The organism is Paenibacillus lacisediminis (assembly GCF_046567315.2).
In genome coordinates this window covers 708,650-725,726 of sequence record NZ_JBKIAX020000001.1, presented here as the reverse complement: position 1 = coordinate 725,726, position 17,077 = coordinate 708,650, and the positions used below count along the sequence as shown (strand labels likewise).

Annotated in this window: 18 protein-coding genes and 2 pseudogenes; 5 read left to right on the top strand and 15 right to left on the bottom strand. The window is 49.7% G+C overall.

All coding sequences use genetic code 11. From position 1 onward, the window contains the following. Window positions 1-17: 17 nt before the first annotated feature. The 5 genes and pseudogenes from ACLD72_RS03125 to ACLD72_RS03105 all read right to left on the bottom strand — a co-directional run bounded on the left by ACLD72_RS03125 (window position 18) and on the right by ACLD72_RS03105 (window position 3,821). Window positions 18-1,004 (bottom strand): beta-ketoacyl-ACP synthase III, encoded by a 987-nt coding sequence (locus tag ACLD72_RS03125; protein ID WP_410998342.1) that lies wholly within the window; start codon window positions 1,002-1,004, stop codon window positions 18-20. A 13-nt stretch (window positions 1,005-1,017) separates the two neighbouring features. Further along, window positions 1,018-2,004, bottom strand: coding sequence for a phosphate acyltransferase PlsX (plsX, locus tag ACLD72_RS03120; protein WP_410998344.1), 987 nt, complete (start codon window positions 2,002-2,004; stop codon window positions 1,018-1,020). Beyond that, window positions 1,988-2,585: pseudogene (gene fapR, locus ACLD72_RS03115) on the bottom strand (transcription factor FapR). The gene plsX and the pseudogene fapR overlap by 17 nt, the downstream one beginning before the upstream one ends. A 480-nt stretch (window positions 2,586-3,065) precedes the next feature. Then, window positions 3,066-3,239 (bottom strand): 50S ribosomal protein L32, encoded by a 174-nt coding sequence (gene rpmF, locus ACLD72_RS03110; RefSeq protein ID WP_009222962.1) that lies wholly within the window; start codon window positions 3,237-3,239, stop codon window positions 3,066-3,068. Window positions 3,240-3,293: 54 nt separating this feature from the next. After that, window positions 3,294-3,821, bottom strand: a complete 528-nt coding sequence (locus ACLD72_RS03105; protein WP_410997907.1) for a YceD family protein — start codon at window positions 3,819-3,821, stop codon at window positions 3,294-3,296. 122 nt (window positions 3,822-3,943) lie between these two features. On the opposite strand from ACLD72_RS03105, the gene ACLD72_RS03100 reads away from it, so the two are divergent. Beyond that, window positions 3,944-5,191 carry a nucleotidyltransferase gene (locus tag ACLD72_RS03100; protein ID WP_410997909.1) on the top strand — a complete coding sequence of 416 codons (1,248 nt, stop codon included), beginning with the start codon at window positions 3,944-3,946 and terminating at the stop codon, window positions 5,189-5,191. Here the strand turns inward: ACLD72_RS03100 and ACLD72_RS03095 are convergent. Next, on the bottom strand, window positions 5,188-6,213 hold the full coding sequence (locus ACLD72_RS03095; protein WP_410998346.1) for a SepM family pheromone-processing serine protease: 1,026 nt from the start codon (window positions 6,211-6,213) through the stop codon (window positions 5,188-5,190). The two genes, ACLD72_RS03100 and ACLD72_RS03095, sit on opposite strands and share 4 nt — an antisense overlap. A gap of 189 nt (window positions 6,214-6,402) precedes the next feature. On the opposite strand from ACLD72_RS03095, the gene ACLD72_RS03090 reads away from it, so the two are divergent. Then, window positions 6,403-7,635, top strand: coding sequence for a nucleoside recognition domain-containing protein (locus ACLD72_RS03090; RefSeq protein ID WP_410997911.1), 1,233 nt, complete (start codon window positions 6,403-6,405; stop codon window positions 7,633-7,635). Here the strand turns inward: ACLD72_RS03090 and coaD are convergent. The 3 genes from coaD to ACLD72_RS03075 form a co-directional block, all read right to left on the bottom strand. Then, the gene (gene coaD, locus ACLD72_RS03085) at window positions 7,632-8,150 is read right to left on the bottom strand and encodes a pantetheine-phosphate adenylyltransferase (protein ID WP_251588631.1); all 519 of its coding nucleotides are present in this window, start codon (window positions 8,148-8,150) and stop codon (window positions 7,632-7,634) included. The genes ACLD72_RS03090 and coaD overlap by 4 nt on opposite strands. 27 nt (window positions 8,151-8,177) lie before the next feature. Then, the gene (gene rsmD, locus ACLD72_RS03080; protein ID WP_410997913.1) at window positions 8,178-8,747 is read right to left on the bottom strand and encodes a 16S rRNA (guanine(966)-N(2))-methyltransferase RsmD; all 570 of its coding nucleotides are present in this window, start codon (window positions 8,745-8,747) and stop codon (window positions 8,178-8,180) included. A 377-nt stretch (window positions 8,748-9,124) separates the two neighbouring features. After that, the gene (locus ACLD72_RS03075; RefSeq protein WP_458475541.1) at window positions 9,125-9,307 is read right to left on the bottom strand and encodes a helix-turn-helix domain-containing protein; all 183 of its coding nucleotides are present in this window, start codon (window positions 9,305-9,307) and stop codon (window positions 9,125-9,127) included. Window positions 9,308-9,542: 235 nt separating this feature from the next. On the opposite strand from ACLD72_RS03075, the pseudogene ACLD72_RS03070 reads away from it, so the two are divergent. Next, window positions 9,543-9,971 (top strand): annotated as a pseudogene (locus tag ACLD72_RS03070) (LysR family transcriptional regulator substrate-binding protein); the annotation flags it as partial. A gap of 530 nt (window positions 9,972-10,501) precedes the next feature. On the opposite strand, the gene ACLD72_RS03065 reads toward ACLD72_RS03070, so the two are convergent. The 5 genes from ACLD72_RS03065 to ACLD72_RS03045 all read right to left on the bottom strand — a co-directional run bounded on the left by ACLD72_RS03065 (window position 10,502) and on the right by ACLD72_RS03045 (window position 14,934). Beyond that, window positions 10,502-11,962 (bottom strand): class III lanthionine synthetase LanKC N-terminal domain-containing protein, encoded by a 1,461-nt coding sequence (locus ACLD72_RS03065; protein WP_458475527.1) that lies wholly within the window; start codon window positions 11,960-11,962, stop codon window positions 10,502-10,504. A gap of 63 nt (window positions 11,963-12,025) precedes the next feature. Beyond that, on the bottom strand, window positions 12,026-12,328 hold the full coding sequence (locus tag ACLD72_RS03060; protein ID WP_410997921.1) for a hypothetical protein: 303 nt from the start codon (window positions 12,326-12,328) through the stop codon (window positions 12,026-12,028). 845 nt (window positions 12,329-13,173) lie between these two features. Continuing rightward, window positions 13,174-13,302: a hypothetical protein gene (locus ACLD72_RS03055; protein WP_410997922.1), complete on the bottom strand. Its 129-nt coding sequence runs from the start codon at window positions 13,300-13,302 to the stop codon at window positions 13,174-13,176. A 353-nt stretch (window positions 13,303-13,655) separates the two neighbouring features. Then, complete coding sequence (locus ACLD72_RS03050; protein ID WP_410997924.1) at window positions 13,656-13,886, bottom strand: hypothetical protein; 231 nt, start codon at window positions 13,884-13,886, stop codon at window positions 13,656-13,658. Window positions 13,887-13,923: 37 nt separating this feature from the next. Beyond that, window positions 13,924-14,934, bottom strand: a complete 1,011-nt coding sequence (locus ACLD72_RS03045) for a hypothetical protein (RefSeq protein ID WP_410997926.1) — start codon at window positions 14,932-14,934, stop codon at window positions 13,924-13,926. Between the two features lie 358 nt (window positions 14,935-15,292). Here ACLD72_RS03045 and ACLD72_RS03040 point away from each other — a divergent pair, with 358 nt between their 5' ends. Then, on the top strand, window positions 15,293-15,805 hold the full coding sequence (locus ACLD72_RS03040) for a GNAT family N-acetyltransferase (protein WP_410997928.1): 513 nt from the start codon (window positions 15,293-15,295) through the stop codon (window positions 15,803-15,805). Between the two features lie 76 nt (window positions 15,806-15,881). Here ACLD72_RS03040 and ACLD72_RS03035 read toward each other — a convergent pair whose 3' ends face one another. Further along, window positions 15,882-16,346: a hypothetical protein gene (locus tag ACLD72_RS03035; RefSeq protein ID WP_410997930.1), complete on the bottom strand. Its 465-nt coding sequence runs from the start codon at window positions 16,344-16,346 to the stop codon at window positions 15,882-15,884. Between the two features lie 215 nt (window positions 16,347-16,561). On the opposite strand from ACLD72_RS03035, the gene ACLD72_RS03030 reads away from it, so the two are divergent. Next, the gene (locus ACLD72_RS03030) at window positions 16,562-17,050 is read left to right on the top strand and encodes a GNAT family N-acetyltransferase (RefSeq protein WP_410997932.1); all 489 of its coding nucleotides are present in this window, start codon (window positions 16,562-16,564) and stop codon (window positions 17,048-17,050) included. Window positions 17,051-17,077: the final 27 nt, after the last annotated feature.

The window sequence follows — 17,077 nt, the reverse complement described above, 5'->3', positions numbered from 1 at the left end:
TTGTCAAAGCCGGCGTCCTACCACACCAGTACGGAAGCCCCCCAGGTCAATCCGCCGCCGAAGCCAACCAGCAGCAGCGTATCGCCTTCCTTCATCCGGCCTTCCTCTGCCGCTTCTACAAGCGCGAGCGGAATGGAAGCCGCCGACGTGTTGGCATATTTATCCACGTTGATGACGCATTTTTCCTCCGACAAATTCAGCCGCTGCATTGCCGATTGAATAATGCGGATATTGGCCTGGTGCGGCACAAACAGATCGATGTCCTCTTTGCTCTTGCCCGCTTTGCGCAAGACTTCCTCGGTCGCATTCTCCATCACCCGTACTGCGAACTTGAACACTTCGCGGCCGTTCATATAAAGGTAATGTTTACGCTCCGCAACCGTCGCCTCCGAGGCCGGAAGCCGTGAGCCTCCCGCCGGCAGATTAAGCTGCACGCCGCCGGCGCCTTCCGCGCCCAGATCAAAGGAGAGGAAGCCGCGTCCTTCCGGCACCTCGCCGAGCACGACCGCGCCCGCCCCGTCGCCGAACAACACGCATGTATTGCGGTCCGTATAGTCGGTGATGCGGGACAAGGTGTCGGCGCCGATCACCAAGGCGTTTTTGTACATTCCCGTCTGAATGAACCCGTTGGCCGCTGCCATACTGTAGACGAAACCCGAGCAGGCGGCGGACAGGTCGAACGCGGCCGCCTTTTTAGCCCCCAGCTTATCCTGTAAAATGCAAGCCGTAGACGGAAACGCCATGTCCGGCGTAATCGTGGCCACAATAATCAGATCAAGCTCCTCCGCCGCCAAGCCCGCGGACTTTAACGCCCGCACCGCGGCTTCATACGCCAAATCGGATGTTGCTTGCTCCGGAGCGGCGATATGGCGTTCCCGGATTCCCGTCCGCGACACGATCCATTCGTCATTGGTATCCACCATTTGTTCCAAATCGGCATTCGTCAACACTCTTTCAGGAACGTATTTCCCGGTCCCGATAATTCCTACCGAACGTAATTTCATTAGCTTCAATCACTCACTTCCCGCTGATTTCCCGTGCTATGCTCTCCGTCAGTTTGTTTTGCAGCGCTAGACGCGCCTGGCGCACGGCATTTTTGACCGCTCCTCCGTCCGAGGAGCCGTGCCCTTTGACGACAAGTCCGCTAAGCCCCAAAAGCGGCGCTCCCCCGTGTTCCTTGTAGTCAAGCGTTTGCTTCAGCCCGCGCAAAGACGGCATCAGCACCGCTGCGGCCAGCTTGTTTTTCCATGATTTCGTAAATTCCCGCTTTAGAATCGAAAACAGCGTACCCGCCGTTCCTTCCAGTGATTTGAGCAAAATATTGCCGGCAAACCCGTCGCACACCAGCACATCGCAGGCACCGGTCAAAATATCGCGGGCTTCCACATTGCCGACAAAGTTGACCGGCAGCTCCTCCAGCAGCGGATAGGCCGCCTTGGTCAGCTCATTGCCTTTCATCGCTTCGGTGCCGACGTTCAAAAGCCCAACGCGCGGCTTCGCGATCCCGTGCACTTTTTCGCGGTAAACGCTGCCCATCAGCGCATACTGCGCCAAATGCTCCGGCTTCGCGTCCATGTTGGCGCCAAGGTCCAGCGCCAGCACACCGCGCTCGTCGACGGTCGGGATCATCGGCGCCAGCGCCGGTCGCTCGATCCCTTCCATGCGGCCGACGACGAGCAGCCCGGTCGTCATAAGCGCGCCGGTGTTACCGGCCGAAATCATCGCGTCGGCTTCGCCCTCGCGGACGAGCCGGCCGGCGACGACCATCGAAGCGTCTTTTTTGCGCCGGACGGCTTTGACCGGTTCATCCTCCGCTTCGATGATTTCCTCCGCGGGATGGATGCGCAGGTTGGCCGGGGCGCCCTCCAGCAATGGCTTCAGCACCTGTTCTTTTCCGACAAGAACGATCTCGGTGTCGCTCCATTCCCTGGCCGCGGCCAGCGCGCCCTCGACGGTGCTTTGCGGCGCATGATCCCCGCCCATAGCATCAATGGCGATTCTCATGATGATTTTCCTCCTTCATGTCTGTCCTCTCCCGTAGAACGGTAAATGACGAAGTTTCCTTGAAACACCATCTCTTCGCCGACATATGTAAAAACCTCTACCCTGGCTTTTCCTTTTTGCCCCGAGGAAGGCCGTACATACGCTTTGGCGATGCACTTCTCCCCCAAATGCACCGAGCGGATAAAACGGATGTCCGCAGAAAACGTCAGCGCAATCTCGTCATTAATGACGGCGACGGCCAAGGAGTTGGCCTGAGCGAATACATGGTGGCCGCGGGCGATGCCGGTCCGGGAGAACACATGCTCCTCGCGGATTTCAAAGATCGAGATCCCGCTTTTATCCAACTGCAAGTCAACGATTTCCCCGATAACTTCATCGAGCGGCAGCGACCTAACCTGGTCGTAAGAGCGCTCCGCCATCAGCTTCATCCGCTCCCGCAGTTCCGGGATGCCGAGCTCCATGCGGTCGAGCCGAATCGTCTGGATGCTGACTTTCAGCCGCCGGGTAAGCTCCTGGTCCGTGATGAACGGATTTTCTTCGATTATTTGGACGAGCTGCTGCTGTCTCGCCTTTTTGGGCAAACGTTCGATGGGTGTTCCCCTCCCTGATGATCATAGAGACAGTTCAACACTGAACTGAACCGGCTAAACCTCTATACTTTCAAATTTCAAAATCATTTCGTCCAAAGTCTGCAAAACTGCAGTTCTTTTCGGCTATCCAAGCGATCAAACGCAAATTCCCGCAAAATGCAGGAGCTGCAGGCCTTCCCTCGTCGCTCATGATTCACGCTGAAAAAAACTGCACTTTTGCAGGAATCTATTAGTGTGAGTTCTGCTTCTATTGTTTTCATTAGAACCTGGTACTAAATTTTAGTATAAAACATCCCGCAGCAAAAAGAAAGTGGCATTGCCGGAAACATTGCAGGACAGGGATTTGGGGCAACCTCCGCAAACGGCCGGGAAGCGGCAACCCGAATGTTCCTCCGCCCTTCTTACGGATACCGCAGGCAAAAAAAATAGCACCTCACCGAAATGAAGTACTACTTGGAATTCAGATGCAGCTTATTGACCAATAATTTCTCTCGATTTGTATGTTCCGCAAACTTTGCATACGTGGTGAGCAAGCTTCAATTCGCCGCATTGTTCACATTTCACCATGCCCGGCACAGCCAATTTGAAGTGCGTGCGGCGTTTGTCGCGGCGCGTTTTGGACGTTCTCCGTTGAGGTACTGCCATGATTCCCACCTCCTTATTCAAGTCAACCCAATTAACGGTGTGCTTTATTCGTGTTTACTGCTTGTTTTTGAAAAAATCACCGAGCGCTGCGAGGCGCGGATCGATCCGTTCGGTGTTGCAGCCGCATTCCCGTTCGTTCAGATCGGCTCCGCAATTGGGACAAAGCCCTTTGCAGGATTCCTTGCAGACAGCGGCAAACGGCAGATTCAGCAATAACGTTTCCTCCGCATATGGCGTCAAGTCCAATTTGTCCTCGGCGACATATTGCAGATCGTCCTCTTCGTCCTGCGCTTGCATGTCCATCTCGGGATCGTCACTTTGTTTGAAGCTCTCTGCAAATTCCGCTGCGACCGTGCGTTTCAAAGGCTTCAGACATCTGGAGCACGTCATGTCGAGCTCAGCCGTCAGCTTGCCCCTGACATCGACAACTCCGCCGCCGGAGGCTTCCGCCCGCAGATCAACCCGTAGCGGACTGATCCCGGTGATGTCCCTGCGGCCTTTAATCACCCGGCTGACATCCAAGGTCTGATGGATCTCCACCGGAGCTTCCGACGATGCCACCTGGCGAAAATGTATAAACATCAGCATCACTCCAAACAAACAAAATTTATTATACCGATTTCAAGCAAGTTTTGTCAACAATATAGCTTAATTCGTGGTATATTTTGTAGGAAAAGCCTTTAAACAAAGGAGTCGATCCGTACGTGAATGTCGTCGGAATTATTGTTGAATATAATCCGCTCCACAACGGGCATGTTCATCACTTCGCCGAGGCGAAGCGCTTGACGAAGGCGGACGCGGTCATCGCCGTCATGAGCGGCGATTTTTTGCAGCGCGGCGAGCCGGCGATCGTGGACAAATGGGCGCGGGCGGAAATGGCGCTGCACCTCGGCGCCGATCTCGTGCTCGAGCTGCCGATCGCTTACGCGGCGCAGCCGGCGGAGTGGTTCGCGTACGGCGCGGTGGCGCTGCTTGAGGCGACGGGCGTAGCGACGCATCTGTGCTTTGGCAGCGAGGCCGGCGCGCTCGAGGCGCTGCAGCCGTTCGCCGAGCGGCTCGCCGACGGCGGCGGCGCGCTGAAGGCGGCGGTCGCGGAGGAGCTCGCCACCGGGGCGAGCTTCCCCGCCGCCTACGCCGCCGCGGCCGCGCGCCTGCTCGCCGGCAGCGGCGCTGCCGCCGGCGCGGATGCCGCCGCAGCGCGAGCGCTGCTGGAGCAGCCCAACAACAGCTTGGGGCTGCACTACCTGATCGCGCTGCGGCGGCTTCACAGCGGCATCGCGCCGGTCACGGTCCGGCGCCGGGCCGCGGGCTATAACGATGCCGCGCCGACGGACGCGCGCATCGCCAGCGCCACAGCCGTGCGCCGGCTGATCGCCGGCGGCGGCCTGGACGCGGCTGCGCCTTATCTCCCGCCGTACACGGCGGACATCCTCGCCCGCGAATTCGCGGCGGGACGGGGCCCCGTGACGTGGGAGAACCTGGCCGCGCCGCTGTTTCACCAGCTGCTGCTCGCTTCGCCTGAGCAGCTCCGCGCCTGCCACGAAATGACCGAAGGCCTGGAGTACCGTATCAAAAAAGCGCTGCCCCGGCTCGAAAAGCCGACCGTAGCCGAGCTGCTGGCCAAGCTCAAAACGAAACGGTACACCCACACGAAGCTGCAGCGCACCCTGCTGCACGCGCTGCTGCAGCATCCGCGGGATCTGCTGACACCCGAAGCACTGGCGGAAGGTCCGGGCTACCTGCGCGTGCTGGCGTTTAGCAACCAGGGGCAGGAGATGCTGAAGCGGATGAAACAGCGCGCCAAACTGCCGATCGTTACCCGGGCCGCCGAGCTTGAGCATCCGCAGCTGACGCTCGATATCCGGGCGGCCGCCGCTTATGCCAACGGCATGCCTGGGCGGCAGGCCGATCAGCTGTTCCGGGACTACCGTCAACCGCCGATGCGGATTTAGTCTTTTTGCTTAAGCGCCTGCAAATCGTCCAGCGCATCGTCGAGCTTTTTGACCGGCACGAGCTTCATCTTCGAACCGATTGCCTCCGCTTTTGCCTTGGCTTCTTTATAATTCGCTTCGGGCACAAAAAATATTTCGGCCTTCTCCCGCTCCGCCGCGACGATCTTGAACTGGACGCCGCCGATCGGCCCAATGGTGCCGTCCTCCGAGATCGTGCCGGTTCCGGCGATGCGATGCCCTTTGGTCAAATCCCCGGGCGTCAACTGGTTGTAAATTTCCAGTGTAAACATCAGGCCCGCCGAAGGACCGCCGATCTCCGTATCGGCAAAGATGACTTCTTTCGTCTTATCCGCAGCCTCCACCTTCAGCACTTCCCCGACGCTGACGCCCAGCCCCGCTTTGCGGACACCTTCCGCATTGACGATCTGGACGAGCTCCACCTGCTCTTCAACCGTTTTTCCGCTTCGTGAAAGCTGCACGGGAACGACGTTCCCGGGCTTTTTACCTTGAAGCAAAGGCGCCAGATCCTCAAACTTTTTCACCGGCTGGCCATTCACCTGGCGGATGATGTCCCCGGACCGGAAGTTGCCTTTGGGCTCGTTTTCTTTGGACAGTCCGATAATAAAAACATACTGGGACACCACGTCGTATTTCACCCCGGCTTTGCGGTAGGCCGCCATCACCGCGCTGGATTGCGAGCTGCTCATATAATACCGCTGCTCCGTCTCGTATTCCTTATCGTTGCGATCCGGTTCCTTGCGGACCACTTCGGCATCCTTGTTGAATGGAGACGTGGCCAGCATCCACAAATTGGCGTAGCTGACCGATACCGTCGTAAGCATAAATGCGCCCTTCTCCTCCGTATCCCCTGACTTGACGCTGACAATCGGCTTAACCTCTTCGGCGGTTCCCGGCTGATTGATCATGTACGGCGTGTTCATAAAAACGACCACATATACAATCACCGCCATCGTCAGGACGTATAACCCCGCTTTTAAAGCTATGGATCTTGATTGACGCATGGTTTCGCACTCTCCCTTCATCACGCGCGGCAGACGGGCGGCGGACCGGACGCGAAACATCCGGCCGCAAACGGCTAGTCTGCGATTCACGGCTGCTGCATAGCATGTACTATACGAGGTTGTTCAAAAAGTCATCTTTTGATCAAGATGCTGCTTATTTCTATCTACTTATGAAGAAGGTGAATCGGATTGAACTTAAAAAATTTTGCCGGCAGTCCCGCATCCACCGCCTTCACGGGGCTGCTGGCCGTTATGCTTGTCGTGTGCGTCGTATATGCTCCAAGCGAAGCGTTTAAAGCCTCCGGTCAGGGGCTGACTATCTGGTGGCATATCGTTTTTCCCGCTTTGCTCCCTTTCGTGATGTTATCGCAGATGCTCCTCGCCGGCGGATTCGCCCATGGCCTAGGCGCGCTGTTTGAACCTTTGACGCGAAGGCTGCTCGGTCTTCCCGGCACCTTCGGCTGGGTGCTGCCGCTCGGCATGACCGCCGGCTTTCCGGCCGCCGCCGACACGGCGGCGACTTTATACAAGCAAGGAAAAATCTCCGCAAGCGAGGCGGAACGGATCGCCGGAGCGGCCCATTTTTGCAGCCCGATGCTGCTTGTGATCGTCATCGGCGCCGGTTTTTTCGGCCGCCCCGAATTCGGCTTGCTGCTGCTCGCCGTACACTGGGCCGCCGGCCTGGCCGCCGGGGGCACGTTGCATGTTCTTTTGCCGGATCGCTCCTCCGCCCGGAATGCTTCGGGATCGTCCACTGCGAAAAGCAGCAACCGGCGCAGATCGTCCCGGCTTAGCCAGGCGCTCCGCAGCATGGAGCATGCGCGGCAGGAGGACGGCCGCAGCCTCGGCCGGCTGCTTGGCGATACCGTGACCTCCGGCGTGCAAACGCTGATGATCACCGGCGGCTACATGCTTATTTTTTCGATCATTATTCATGTCATACTGCTGGCATTGCCGGGAACATTTTTTTCCGTCACCGTCAAAAGCCTGCTGGAGGTTCACCTCGGCTCGTACGCCATGTCCCGGTTGTCTTCCCCGGCGCTGTCGCCGGCGGTATTCACCGCTCTGCTGGGCGCCGCCCTTGGCTGGAGCGGTCTGTGCGCCTATCTCCAGGTTCGGGCGATTCTCGGACCGGCCGGAATCCGCGAACGTTTTTTTCTGCTGAACCGCCTGCTGCATGGAGCTTACGCCTACGCCATCACGCTGCTGTTGTGGAAGCCGCTTATCGGATGGCTGCCCGGCGCTTTTCCCGCTTTTGCCCAGGAGGGACAAACCGGCATAGGACACGACACCCCGGCAGCCGGGCTGCCCACCTGGCAGCAAGCGTTCGGGGTGATGGGATGGCAGCTATGGATGCTTGCGCTGTTAACGCTCGGCTTCGCAACCATTGCGCTCGTATGGAACCGCCGCGGCGAACATTAATTTTTGCCCGTTCGGCCCGCGGATTTATGTTGCAGCGCCAGTTCTACCTCCGGCGGCACAAGATCGCTCACGTCTCCGTGAAAGCTGGCGATCTCTTTGACAATGCTGGAGCTTAAATAGGAGTATTTTGGGTTCGTCATCATAAAAATCGTCTCCACGTCGCTGTTCAGCTTGTGATTGGTAGAGGCGAGCTGAAGCTCGTATTCAAAATCGGTGACGGAGCGGATACCGCGCACGATGACGTGAGCCTGCTTGTAGCTCATATAGTTGACGAGCAGATCTCGAAAACTGTCAACCTCCACGTTCGGCAAATGTCCGGTAACCTCGGTCAGCAGCTGCTTCCGTTCTTCCACCGTAAATAACGGGTTTTTGCTTAAATTGTTCAGCACCGCCACAATCAGCTTGTCGAATTGGCGCGAAGCTCGTTGAATGATATCCATATGTCCTTTGGTCACCGGATCGAAGCTGCCCGGATAAACGGCGATTCGCGGATGATTGATCCGTTGTTCGTTCATGCCTGTGTTCCTCTCCTATCTTAGCGGTTAGACCGCGCTGGTTTCTCGTTCGTAATCATAAACGGATACGGCCGTTTCTCCGTATTCCGCCTTGCGCCGCTGCGTAAAGTTCCCGAACCGCTCCGGATACGCATGGGAGGATTCATACTCCAGAACGATCGTAGCTCCCTCTTTAAGCAGCATAAGCTCGTCCATTTGCGTCATCAGTTGATCCCCGTGCTTTAGCCGGTAAGGCGGATCCAGAAATACCAGATCAAAGACGGCTTCGCGTTTGGCCAAAGCTTTCAACGCTCTTTCCGCATCGTTTTTGTACACTTCGGCCTGATCTGTGAGGCCGGTTGCTTTCAGATTGGCGCGGACGGTTTCAATGCTTTTGTACTCTTTGTCGATAAATACGGCCTTGTCCATGCCGCGGCTTAACGCTTCGATGCCGAGACCTCCCGTACCGGCAAACAAATCCAGCGCCGTTCCTCCTTCAAAGTAAGGACCGATGATGCTGAACACCGCTTCCTTCACTTTATCCGTCGTGGGCCGCGTCCCCATGCCGGGGACCGCCTTTAGCGCCCGGCCTCGGACGCTGCCCGAAATAACTCTCATGAATATTCACACCCTTATGTATGCCTGAAAAATTCCTGTCGATATCGTACCACAATCCGCCGCAGATTGAAAAACCAAAAGATCATAACTTTTTTTCACCGCCGAGGTATATAACCCGAACCTCCCGGACACAATTGTATTATCGACATCACCAAATGTCGTAGACAACCGCGGAGAAGACTTACGTTTCCCCATAAGCTCTTCGTCCGGTTTCTCCTCTCCCATGATGGGGCCCTCGCAAGGGGGTCCCGATTTTTTTATTGGCACAGGTCAAAATCTCCTTGTTTCATAAGGCATAAAGAGAATAATACAGATTCTAGAACACTGTATAACACAAGCAAAATTTAAGGTCTGGGGACCATTTGGGGACCAAAATATCAATAAACAAGCCTAACTATCCATGCCTTTTTCCTAAAAAATATACGGCTTCCGATTCGAAAAAATGGGATTTTCTTCTTCCGTACCATATCATAGATCATCCATGTAGAGACCCTTAAAAAAGCGGCTGCTTCTTTTACGTCTAAAGTCTGGCCTTCTCCCGATACATCTTTTTGCTGCATCATGAGTTGTGCTAATTGTGACATTATTATTGGAAGATTTAATCTCCACCAATTTTTTCACTAGATAATTGTAGCCCTTCATTTTTATCCTTAAGATCCACTGTATATCTTCCTCCCTTTGATTTGATTCAGTATCGATAACGCGCTAAATTCCTGTCCTGTAATTAATAAAATAGATCAATAATAAGAGCATCACAGGTCATCTAGTTCACCACCTTTCCTCGCTGCGAGACCCGCCGTAACTGGTTTAAAAACACATTTTTTGAAAGAAGGAGAGTTGAAGGCAGTTTTGCCAGTAGATCATGTTTTAGCAAAGCAAAAATTCGTTACACTAAAGGAACTTTCTGAGCAACCGTTTCTTCTGTTAGAAGAGGGTACATTAAGCGAGCCATTGGAGGCTTTTCATAAAAATGGTCTAGAACCAAATGTGAGAATATGCTTACATGATGATTATTCAATCCTGTCTATGATTGAAAGTGGCTTGGGTGTGAGTATATTACCAGAACTTGTTTTACGTAGGATTGGCTATGAAGTTGCCATCTTACCGATTAATCCACCTGTCACAAGAAAAATCGGACTTGTTATTAAAGACAGAAAAACTCTCCCTATATCCAGCAAATTTTTTATTGATCATTTAATAAATGAGATAGATAAATTGCCTTGAAACAAAATACTGTGGTTTGCCATAGTTATTAGTAGAATGTCATAAATACATCACGCGTAAAGCTTAGAGCAAGAAAAAACGTAAAGCCAGACTGGATCCGAAGGCTTAGTGTATATATTTTCGTTAAAATGTTGGCGGGACCCCAATACTAAGACAACAACCCGAGTGATATCACACACTCGGGTTTGTTTAATACGGCTTCTTTACAGCCGGAACGATATATATAGGAGTCACGGTTTGGAGATACAATTCCCTGATTGTCTTTAACCACACTCCATCTTCTATAAAGAGAAGACGACGAACGAATATAAGAGTCTCAGGTATGGTCAAATAAAAACCATTAAGGAAAACGAGCGCTTGCGTCAATGGCACTTAAACGGTTGAACCGCCGTATACCGAACGGTACGTACGGTGGTGTGAGAGGACGGGGGCTACCGCCCCCTCCTACTCGATTCTGGGTATGCGTTTTCCAGATCGGAGTCTTTTTTATGACAAAAGCAGAGCTTTTGCAGGGCTCTCCTTATACATTTCTATAATATCTCTCCGAAATTTTCTGTGTAGGCGTTTTCCAATGTTTGCAATACAATTACGGAGGCAGGCCTGGTATCCGGATTCGAATCAAGCAGTGCTGAAATTATTTTTCGAACTGCAAAAGGAATTTTTCGTCTTAGCTTACCAACCGGTGTTAAAGTTGCCGTTCTTGGCGTCTGCCCACTGAATAGTTGATGCAAGGTAGCACCCAGGGCATAGAGATCTTCAGGCAGTCTGGATTGTCCAATGAATGGCTTATTCCATTCTGGCGGCAAATATCCTTGCGTTCCCCACTCCGTATCGTCTGGACATTCAATGCGGCAAGCGCCTTCGAAATCGATTGGACGTATAAAGCCTTGTTTCGTCACAATCAAATTGAGTGGTTTGCAGTCTCTCCACACCCATCCGGAAGTGTGTATCGCATTCAAAAGTTTCGCTAATTGGATGCCGTACCGAAGGGCATCTTGAATGCTTAATTTTTTGCGTAAAAGAGTTTGAAGATTATCGCCTTCGACGAGTTCCATTGCTAAATAGTAATTACCCCCCTCTTCAAATGTTGTGTACACCTTTGGAACTTTTACGCCTTTTAATATTAAGTCATTGAGAACGTTCGCTTCTTGTCGTACTCTCCAGTAACCGTCACGACTATCCCAATCCGTTTCGCCATCTCTTCGTCCCTCTTTTAGGATACAAAGGCGAGCCGGACTTACACTTATATCCAGAGAGCGGTACACACCGCTTTTCCCTCTCTGAGATAGAGCTTCATAAGCCAAAATCGTCGTTTGGAGCGGACTTAACGTTGGCGAAAATTTTTTCGGTTTGTCCTGCTGAAGTTGCTTGGCAAAAGGATCCGTTATCCATTCTGGCACGGCTGCCCCTGGTTCACGAAGGTCGGGAACTAAATCCCCCTCTGGCGTACGGACTGCGGGAACACTTTTACCATTCTGATCCTGCATCTCCAAGTTACTAAATGATCCATAACGGTAATGAACGCGGCTGCCCGCTTGAAATATAATATCATAGGGGACTACGGGGCCAGAGAAATGAATCGTCCTATTGTGCAACTCATTTGCAAGAAATAGCGCATCTTCCTCTGATTGAGGGTAAACGGTAATAAATTTTCCAATTTGACTATAGCCATAGTGCATCCCGCAGTTCAGTTTTTTAAGTTCTAACATAGAACGAGGCGCTTTAAAAAGTACGCCCAAATCGGATAGAAATGGCGCAACCTGTTTAAAGACATTGCAGGCACACAATATCGTTGCAGATACATGGAGTTTCCACCCCTGTTTAGGATCTTGCTCCGTAACCGCACGACTTTGTCTCCATATTTTTTCACTCACGACGGGCAGGTATGTTTCACAAAGCGCTGTCCACTCATTTTCATGCTTTTCAAAAGTTAATAGATTCGACATTGATTTAAACATCTGTCCTTTCTGAAATGTTTCCGAAGGAACCATACATCGTAAGCATTCGCTAAGTGATACGGTCCCATTCCGCACAGGAACGGGACCTCCTTAGTGTTATTCCACGCCAGTTCCTGTCGTCGTTGTTGTGACCGTTGTCATCGTACACGAGATCGTCGTCGTTGTCGTGATCGTTGTCGTTGTTGTCGTACCCTCTTCTTCTCTATACTCTGCACCATCTGAAGTTAGTCCTGTTTTCATTCGAGCGAGGAGCTCCGGACTCGTGCCGAAGTAAGCCATATACTCATACCATTCAGAACTCTCAATTCCTTTTCGCGAGGCTGCAATCGCCTTAGACCTCAAAGTCTTGGCGAACTCCTTGTCTTCCATTGCACGACTTAAAACCTCATTTAATTTCATTCGTGAACCTCCGTAAATTATTGTTTTTTGCCGAACTTATTTTTAACTCATGACACTAAATTATTCTGAATAAAATTTGTTTTTCTCGTTTCAGCGGGGCTTCGCTTACCCAGTCTGGGTAAGCATCAAACCCAACACACCATCAACGCCTGAAAGTAAACGTAAAATACTCCCCACCTTTCAAGAGCCTCAAGTCAAATCGGCTATAAGACCAAGTTCTTGTCCTGAGAAAAAGACAAGAACTTGGTCCCTTAAAAAAGAAAAACCGCGCTGGGCGCGGGTTATTATGGGACTATGTTCTTGTCCCTCGACAAAAAAAGCGCTGCGGATCTGTGGCGCTTTTTTCTCCAGATTGATTGTGTGGTCTTATCTTATGTATAGAGAAGACGACGAAAGGAGATAAAGAAAAAAAACTCGCTATTGATAACTGGTGAACCCTTACTTTGAATGATCTTTTAAATTTGCTCGAGCTCCACAATGTATCTGGACAGTCTCAATGCTATTTCAGAACGTATAACATCACGAGGCATCCCAAAACGCTCCTCATATCCTCGACACAGAAAACGGTGATACACGATCAAATCCGCATGTTCGTCACTGATAATCTTTATGTTACGTTTGGTCAACTCACGTCTTATATCACGCATGTCTTTGCTTATTTTGTTCATGACCACTTGGCCAGTTGCTAGATAAAGCTGTTTTAGAAGGTTAGGACTGCGCTCAATGTCGTCTACACTCTTTTGTACACGAACGTTCGTTTGTATTATAAATGAATAAGCGTTCCCTGATTAATCATCCTAAAAAATAACCACCTGGCACTATGCCTCGGTGGTCTTATGCTCATTCTATTGCTTCGTCTTTTGGGACGTTCCTTTAAGGGTATCTGCATCAGCAAATTCCACATTAAGATTTGGAACACCTAATTTCTTTTTTACTTGCTTGGAGCTGTGCTTCGCATTATTCTTCTTGTTCATCACAAGACACCTCCTGTAGGTAATATTATGCGGCGAGCAACTTCGCACTATGCGTTGTGTTGGTCGCGGATAACAACTCGCCCATAACTTACCGCCTCTCTAACGGATAGCCAAACGCACCTATGGCACTTTTCAGTGAAGTGAATTCGGTTTTCGATACAGATGTCTACAGTCCAGTAAACAAGGTTAACTACCTATGCTGGTCTGGAGCAGTGGCTTCCCTGTTTTTATATATCCGACCCTCCCAACATAAGTAGCTACCCACCGGAGAGTCCTCGTACTCTCCTCATATGAGAACTGCGACGCGTTTATATGATCCCGAAACGCTTCGAAAATCACCAGTTCGATGCTCTCTATTTCTTGATCATCCAGAAGATCGCTGCTAGCGACAAGCATAAGGAATAATGAAGGCCAATCCTTGCTCCGCCAGCCGTCTCGTACCGTGCTTTTGCTTCTTTAGCAATACCTACCCCAGCCACAAGGTCATTCCGATAATACATGGTGACGCCATCTTGGTAAGTGTAAAGAAATTTCATTTGCCTTTTCCCAGTGCCCAATATTTTTTCAGCATCCTCACGACTCATTCCATATTCAACCTTCGCCTTCGGGTCATCAATTTTACTAATAACCCATCATGCCTATTTCACTTATATTAACCAAGTTCCCCCCATTATTAGCGGTTATTCTAAGTCTATATTTATTGTACGGGGTTGAGTTCTGGAACGAAAACTCTTTGGTAATATCCCGGTCCCAATCCTTAACATTGCTCTGAGAATCTAACACTACCCATTCTTGCCCGTCATAGGCTTCAAAAAACCAAGAGTTCGGTGATTGTAGAAAACCGTGAGCTGGGTCATTTTGTTTCATACGAATCGAGTATTTATTAACTACTTTTGCATCAAAAAACTCGTATTGAATCCAACCTGACTTTTCACCATTTGCGCTTTCCCAAGGAGAACAACTGTTGTCGAAAGCACGGAACGGCTGAGTATCATAATATGTATCATAGCTGCTAGCAGTAGCAACCCCATACTGATCGCTATTCGAAGTCATTGCATGGATTAATGAATTGTTATTTTCTACACTGCAAACATCAATAGGAGTATTTATAGGAGTATCGTCATTTTCACCATCGCCTCCATCGTACTGCCACAGAGATCCATTATTGATTATGATCGGAACACCCCCAAGCGAACCAGATACAAACCCTGATGCAACGAATGCCGCACCGTCACTCCCAGCAACAAATGCACCGGAAAAAGGTCTGTCCTCGCAATTCGATAATTTACTCCCAAAAGAGACGTGGTATGCCGCTGTTTCAAGTGGGGATAAAGTTACATCCACACCTGGAACAAGGCTAGAAGAAACTCCATTATAGGAGGTTCCTGCCTCTGTAAATGAACTACCGTCATAACGGTTTAGCTCTAATTTTACGCTTGAGCTTGAACTGCTTAAATTTGTTATGTTCAGTGATAGCTCCAAGGTATGTGACTGATCACAAAAAGTATTTGCAGGAATCGAAAACGTTAAGGAAGAACTTTTAGAACCCTCTGCTGATACGGGTGTCACAATTGAAAACAACAGATAAAAGACAACCATCAATCCAGAAATATACTTTCTCCCAATAATCATAGAACACCACTCCTTTTATACGGATTTATGTTATTTATCGACAATTAGATTCCCAGATTTTAGGACTAGTTCTAGTTTGTGTTGAGTTGGTTTTCACGGAGGTAAAAGTGCAGTTCATTTCCAGTCAAAAGCTGCTTTTTTAATCGTATAACCTTAAATGAGATGTACTTTGCATTTCAACCGCTTTAAAATGGTTATTGGTGAAAAATAGATGCACTTTGCAGTTGATCCCAGCGGGCCGTCCCTCTTCCCATGAAAAACGATAAACCCGGTTTTCGGCGTCAACTCCACCAGTCATTTTTCGAGGTAATATGTTAATCTAAAAAATGAAATAGATTATGAAAGAAGGTAATTGGTAATGAGAAAGTATTTTTTAAAAACTTCCCGTATAGCTTTTTCCCACTGGGATAATAGTGATATTGACTTAGCATATACGCTTTGGGGAGATCCCGCTGTCACAAGATACATCTCTGCAAACGGCCTGTTTTCACGCGAACAAGTTAAAGATAGATTGAATAAAGAAATTAATACGCAGAAGGAATTCCAAGTTCAATATTGGCCTCTTTTCAATCTAATAAACGAAGAGTTCATTGGTTGTTGTGGTCTACGCCCGTACGACACAGAAAAAAATATTTATGAGATTGGAATACATCTTAGAAGTAGTCATTGGGGGAACGGCTATGCAACAGAAACCGTAAATGCTGTTATTCAATATGCCTTTGACGTAAAAAAAGTCGATAACTTGTTTGCAGGCCACAATCCCAATAACGAAGCTTCTAAAAAAATGTTATTGAAGTTAGGTTTCAAATATTCGCATGACGAATTTTATGAACCGACAAGTTTATACCACCCTTCTTACTATTACAAGTAAAACCTAAAAACCAGCACTCTGTTCAAAGAATTAGATTAATGACAAAGAAAATCCGATGCCGCCGCATCGGATTGATTTACTTAATTCTTTTCAGTTCTGCTTCCTGCTGGATAGAGCGAGTGGAGAGCAATTCAATAATTTTATGCTGGTTCTCCAGGACGGATTCCATTTTCATAACTCGTTCGTTGGTGTCCAACACTGCACGTTTAATTAAATGCTGATCCTCTTTAATTTCTCGAATGTCCTGATTGATTTTTTGAATGTCTTGTGTGATTCCTTGAACGTCCTGTTTGACTCCTTGAACTTCCTGTTTAATTCCTTGAACTTCCTGTTTAATTCCTTGAACTTCCTGTTTAATTCCTTGAACTTCCTGTTTAATTCCTTGAACTTCCTGTTTAACTCCTTGAACTTCCTGTTTGATTCCTTGAACGTCCTGTTTCATTTCTTTCTGTTCAGCTTCAATCTTATCGAAGCGCTCATTCATGGGAGCCAATTCTTCTTTGATAACGGACCGCAACAGTTCGGTTAAATCATTTTCCATAAGTTCCGCTCCTTCGACTTTATGAGGATATTGTACCAGAAGCGTTCTTTAAACTCTACTTGTTTTCAATTGAATTAATGACTAAATCCGCAAATATCGACGTTGCCTACATTCGATCATAGATAGTATCAATGCAAATAATATAAACATCGACATTGATCAATCGTTCGCTTTTTTCTACAGTGGAGATAACTATACAAGAGGAGGAAACTATCATGTTTGAAACAGTGCTTACAATCACATCACTGAAGACTCCCGATGAAGCTCGTGCATTCAAAACACTTAACGAAGAATGGATCACCCGCGTCTTCGCCATCGAAGATGCGGACCAAGTTATCCTAGATAATCCGGTAGAGAACATCGTAAATAAAGGTGGGGATGTACTCATTGCGCGTGCAGGAGATTCGATCGTAGGTTGCGTTGCACTTGTGCCGGGCGGAGCTGGGGGGTTCGAGCTCTCGAAGATGAGCGTTAGCCCCGAGTCGAGGGGACACGGCTACGGACGGAAGATAATCCAGGCTGCTATTAACCGTGCACGAGATCTTGGTGCAGAATCTCTCTTTTTGGGCAGTAGCACCAAGCTGCCAAACGCCGTTCATCTTTATGAATCGGTGGGATTCAAACATGTTCCTATCAAGCAAATCGGGCCAATGCCATATGTAAGAGCGGATGTGTTTATGGAGTTGAAACTAACAAGCAGTTAATGAACTAAAGGAAAGTTAGTTAATAAC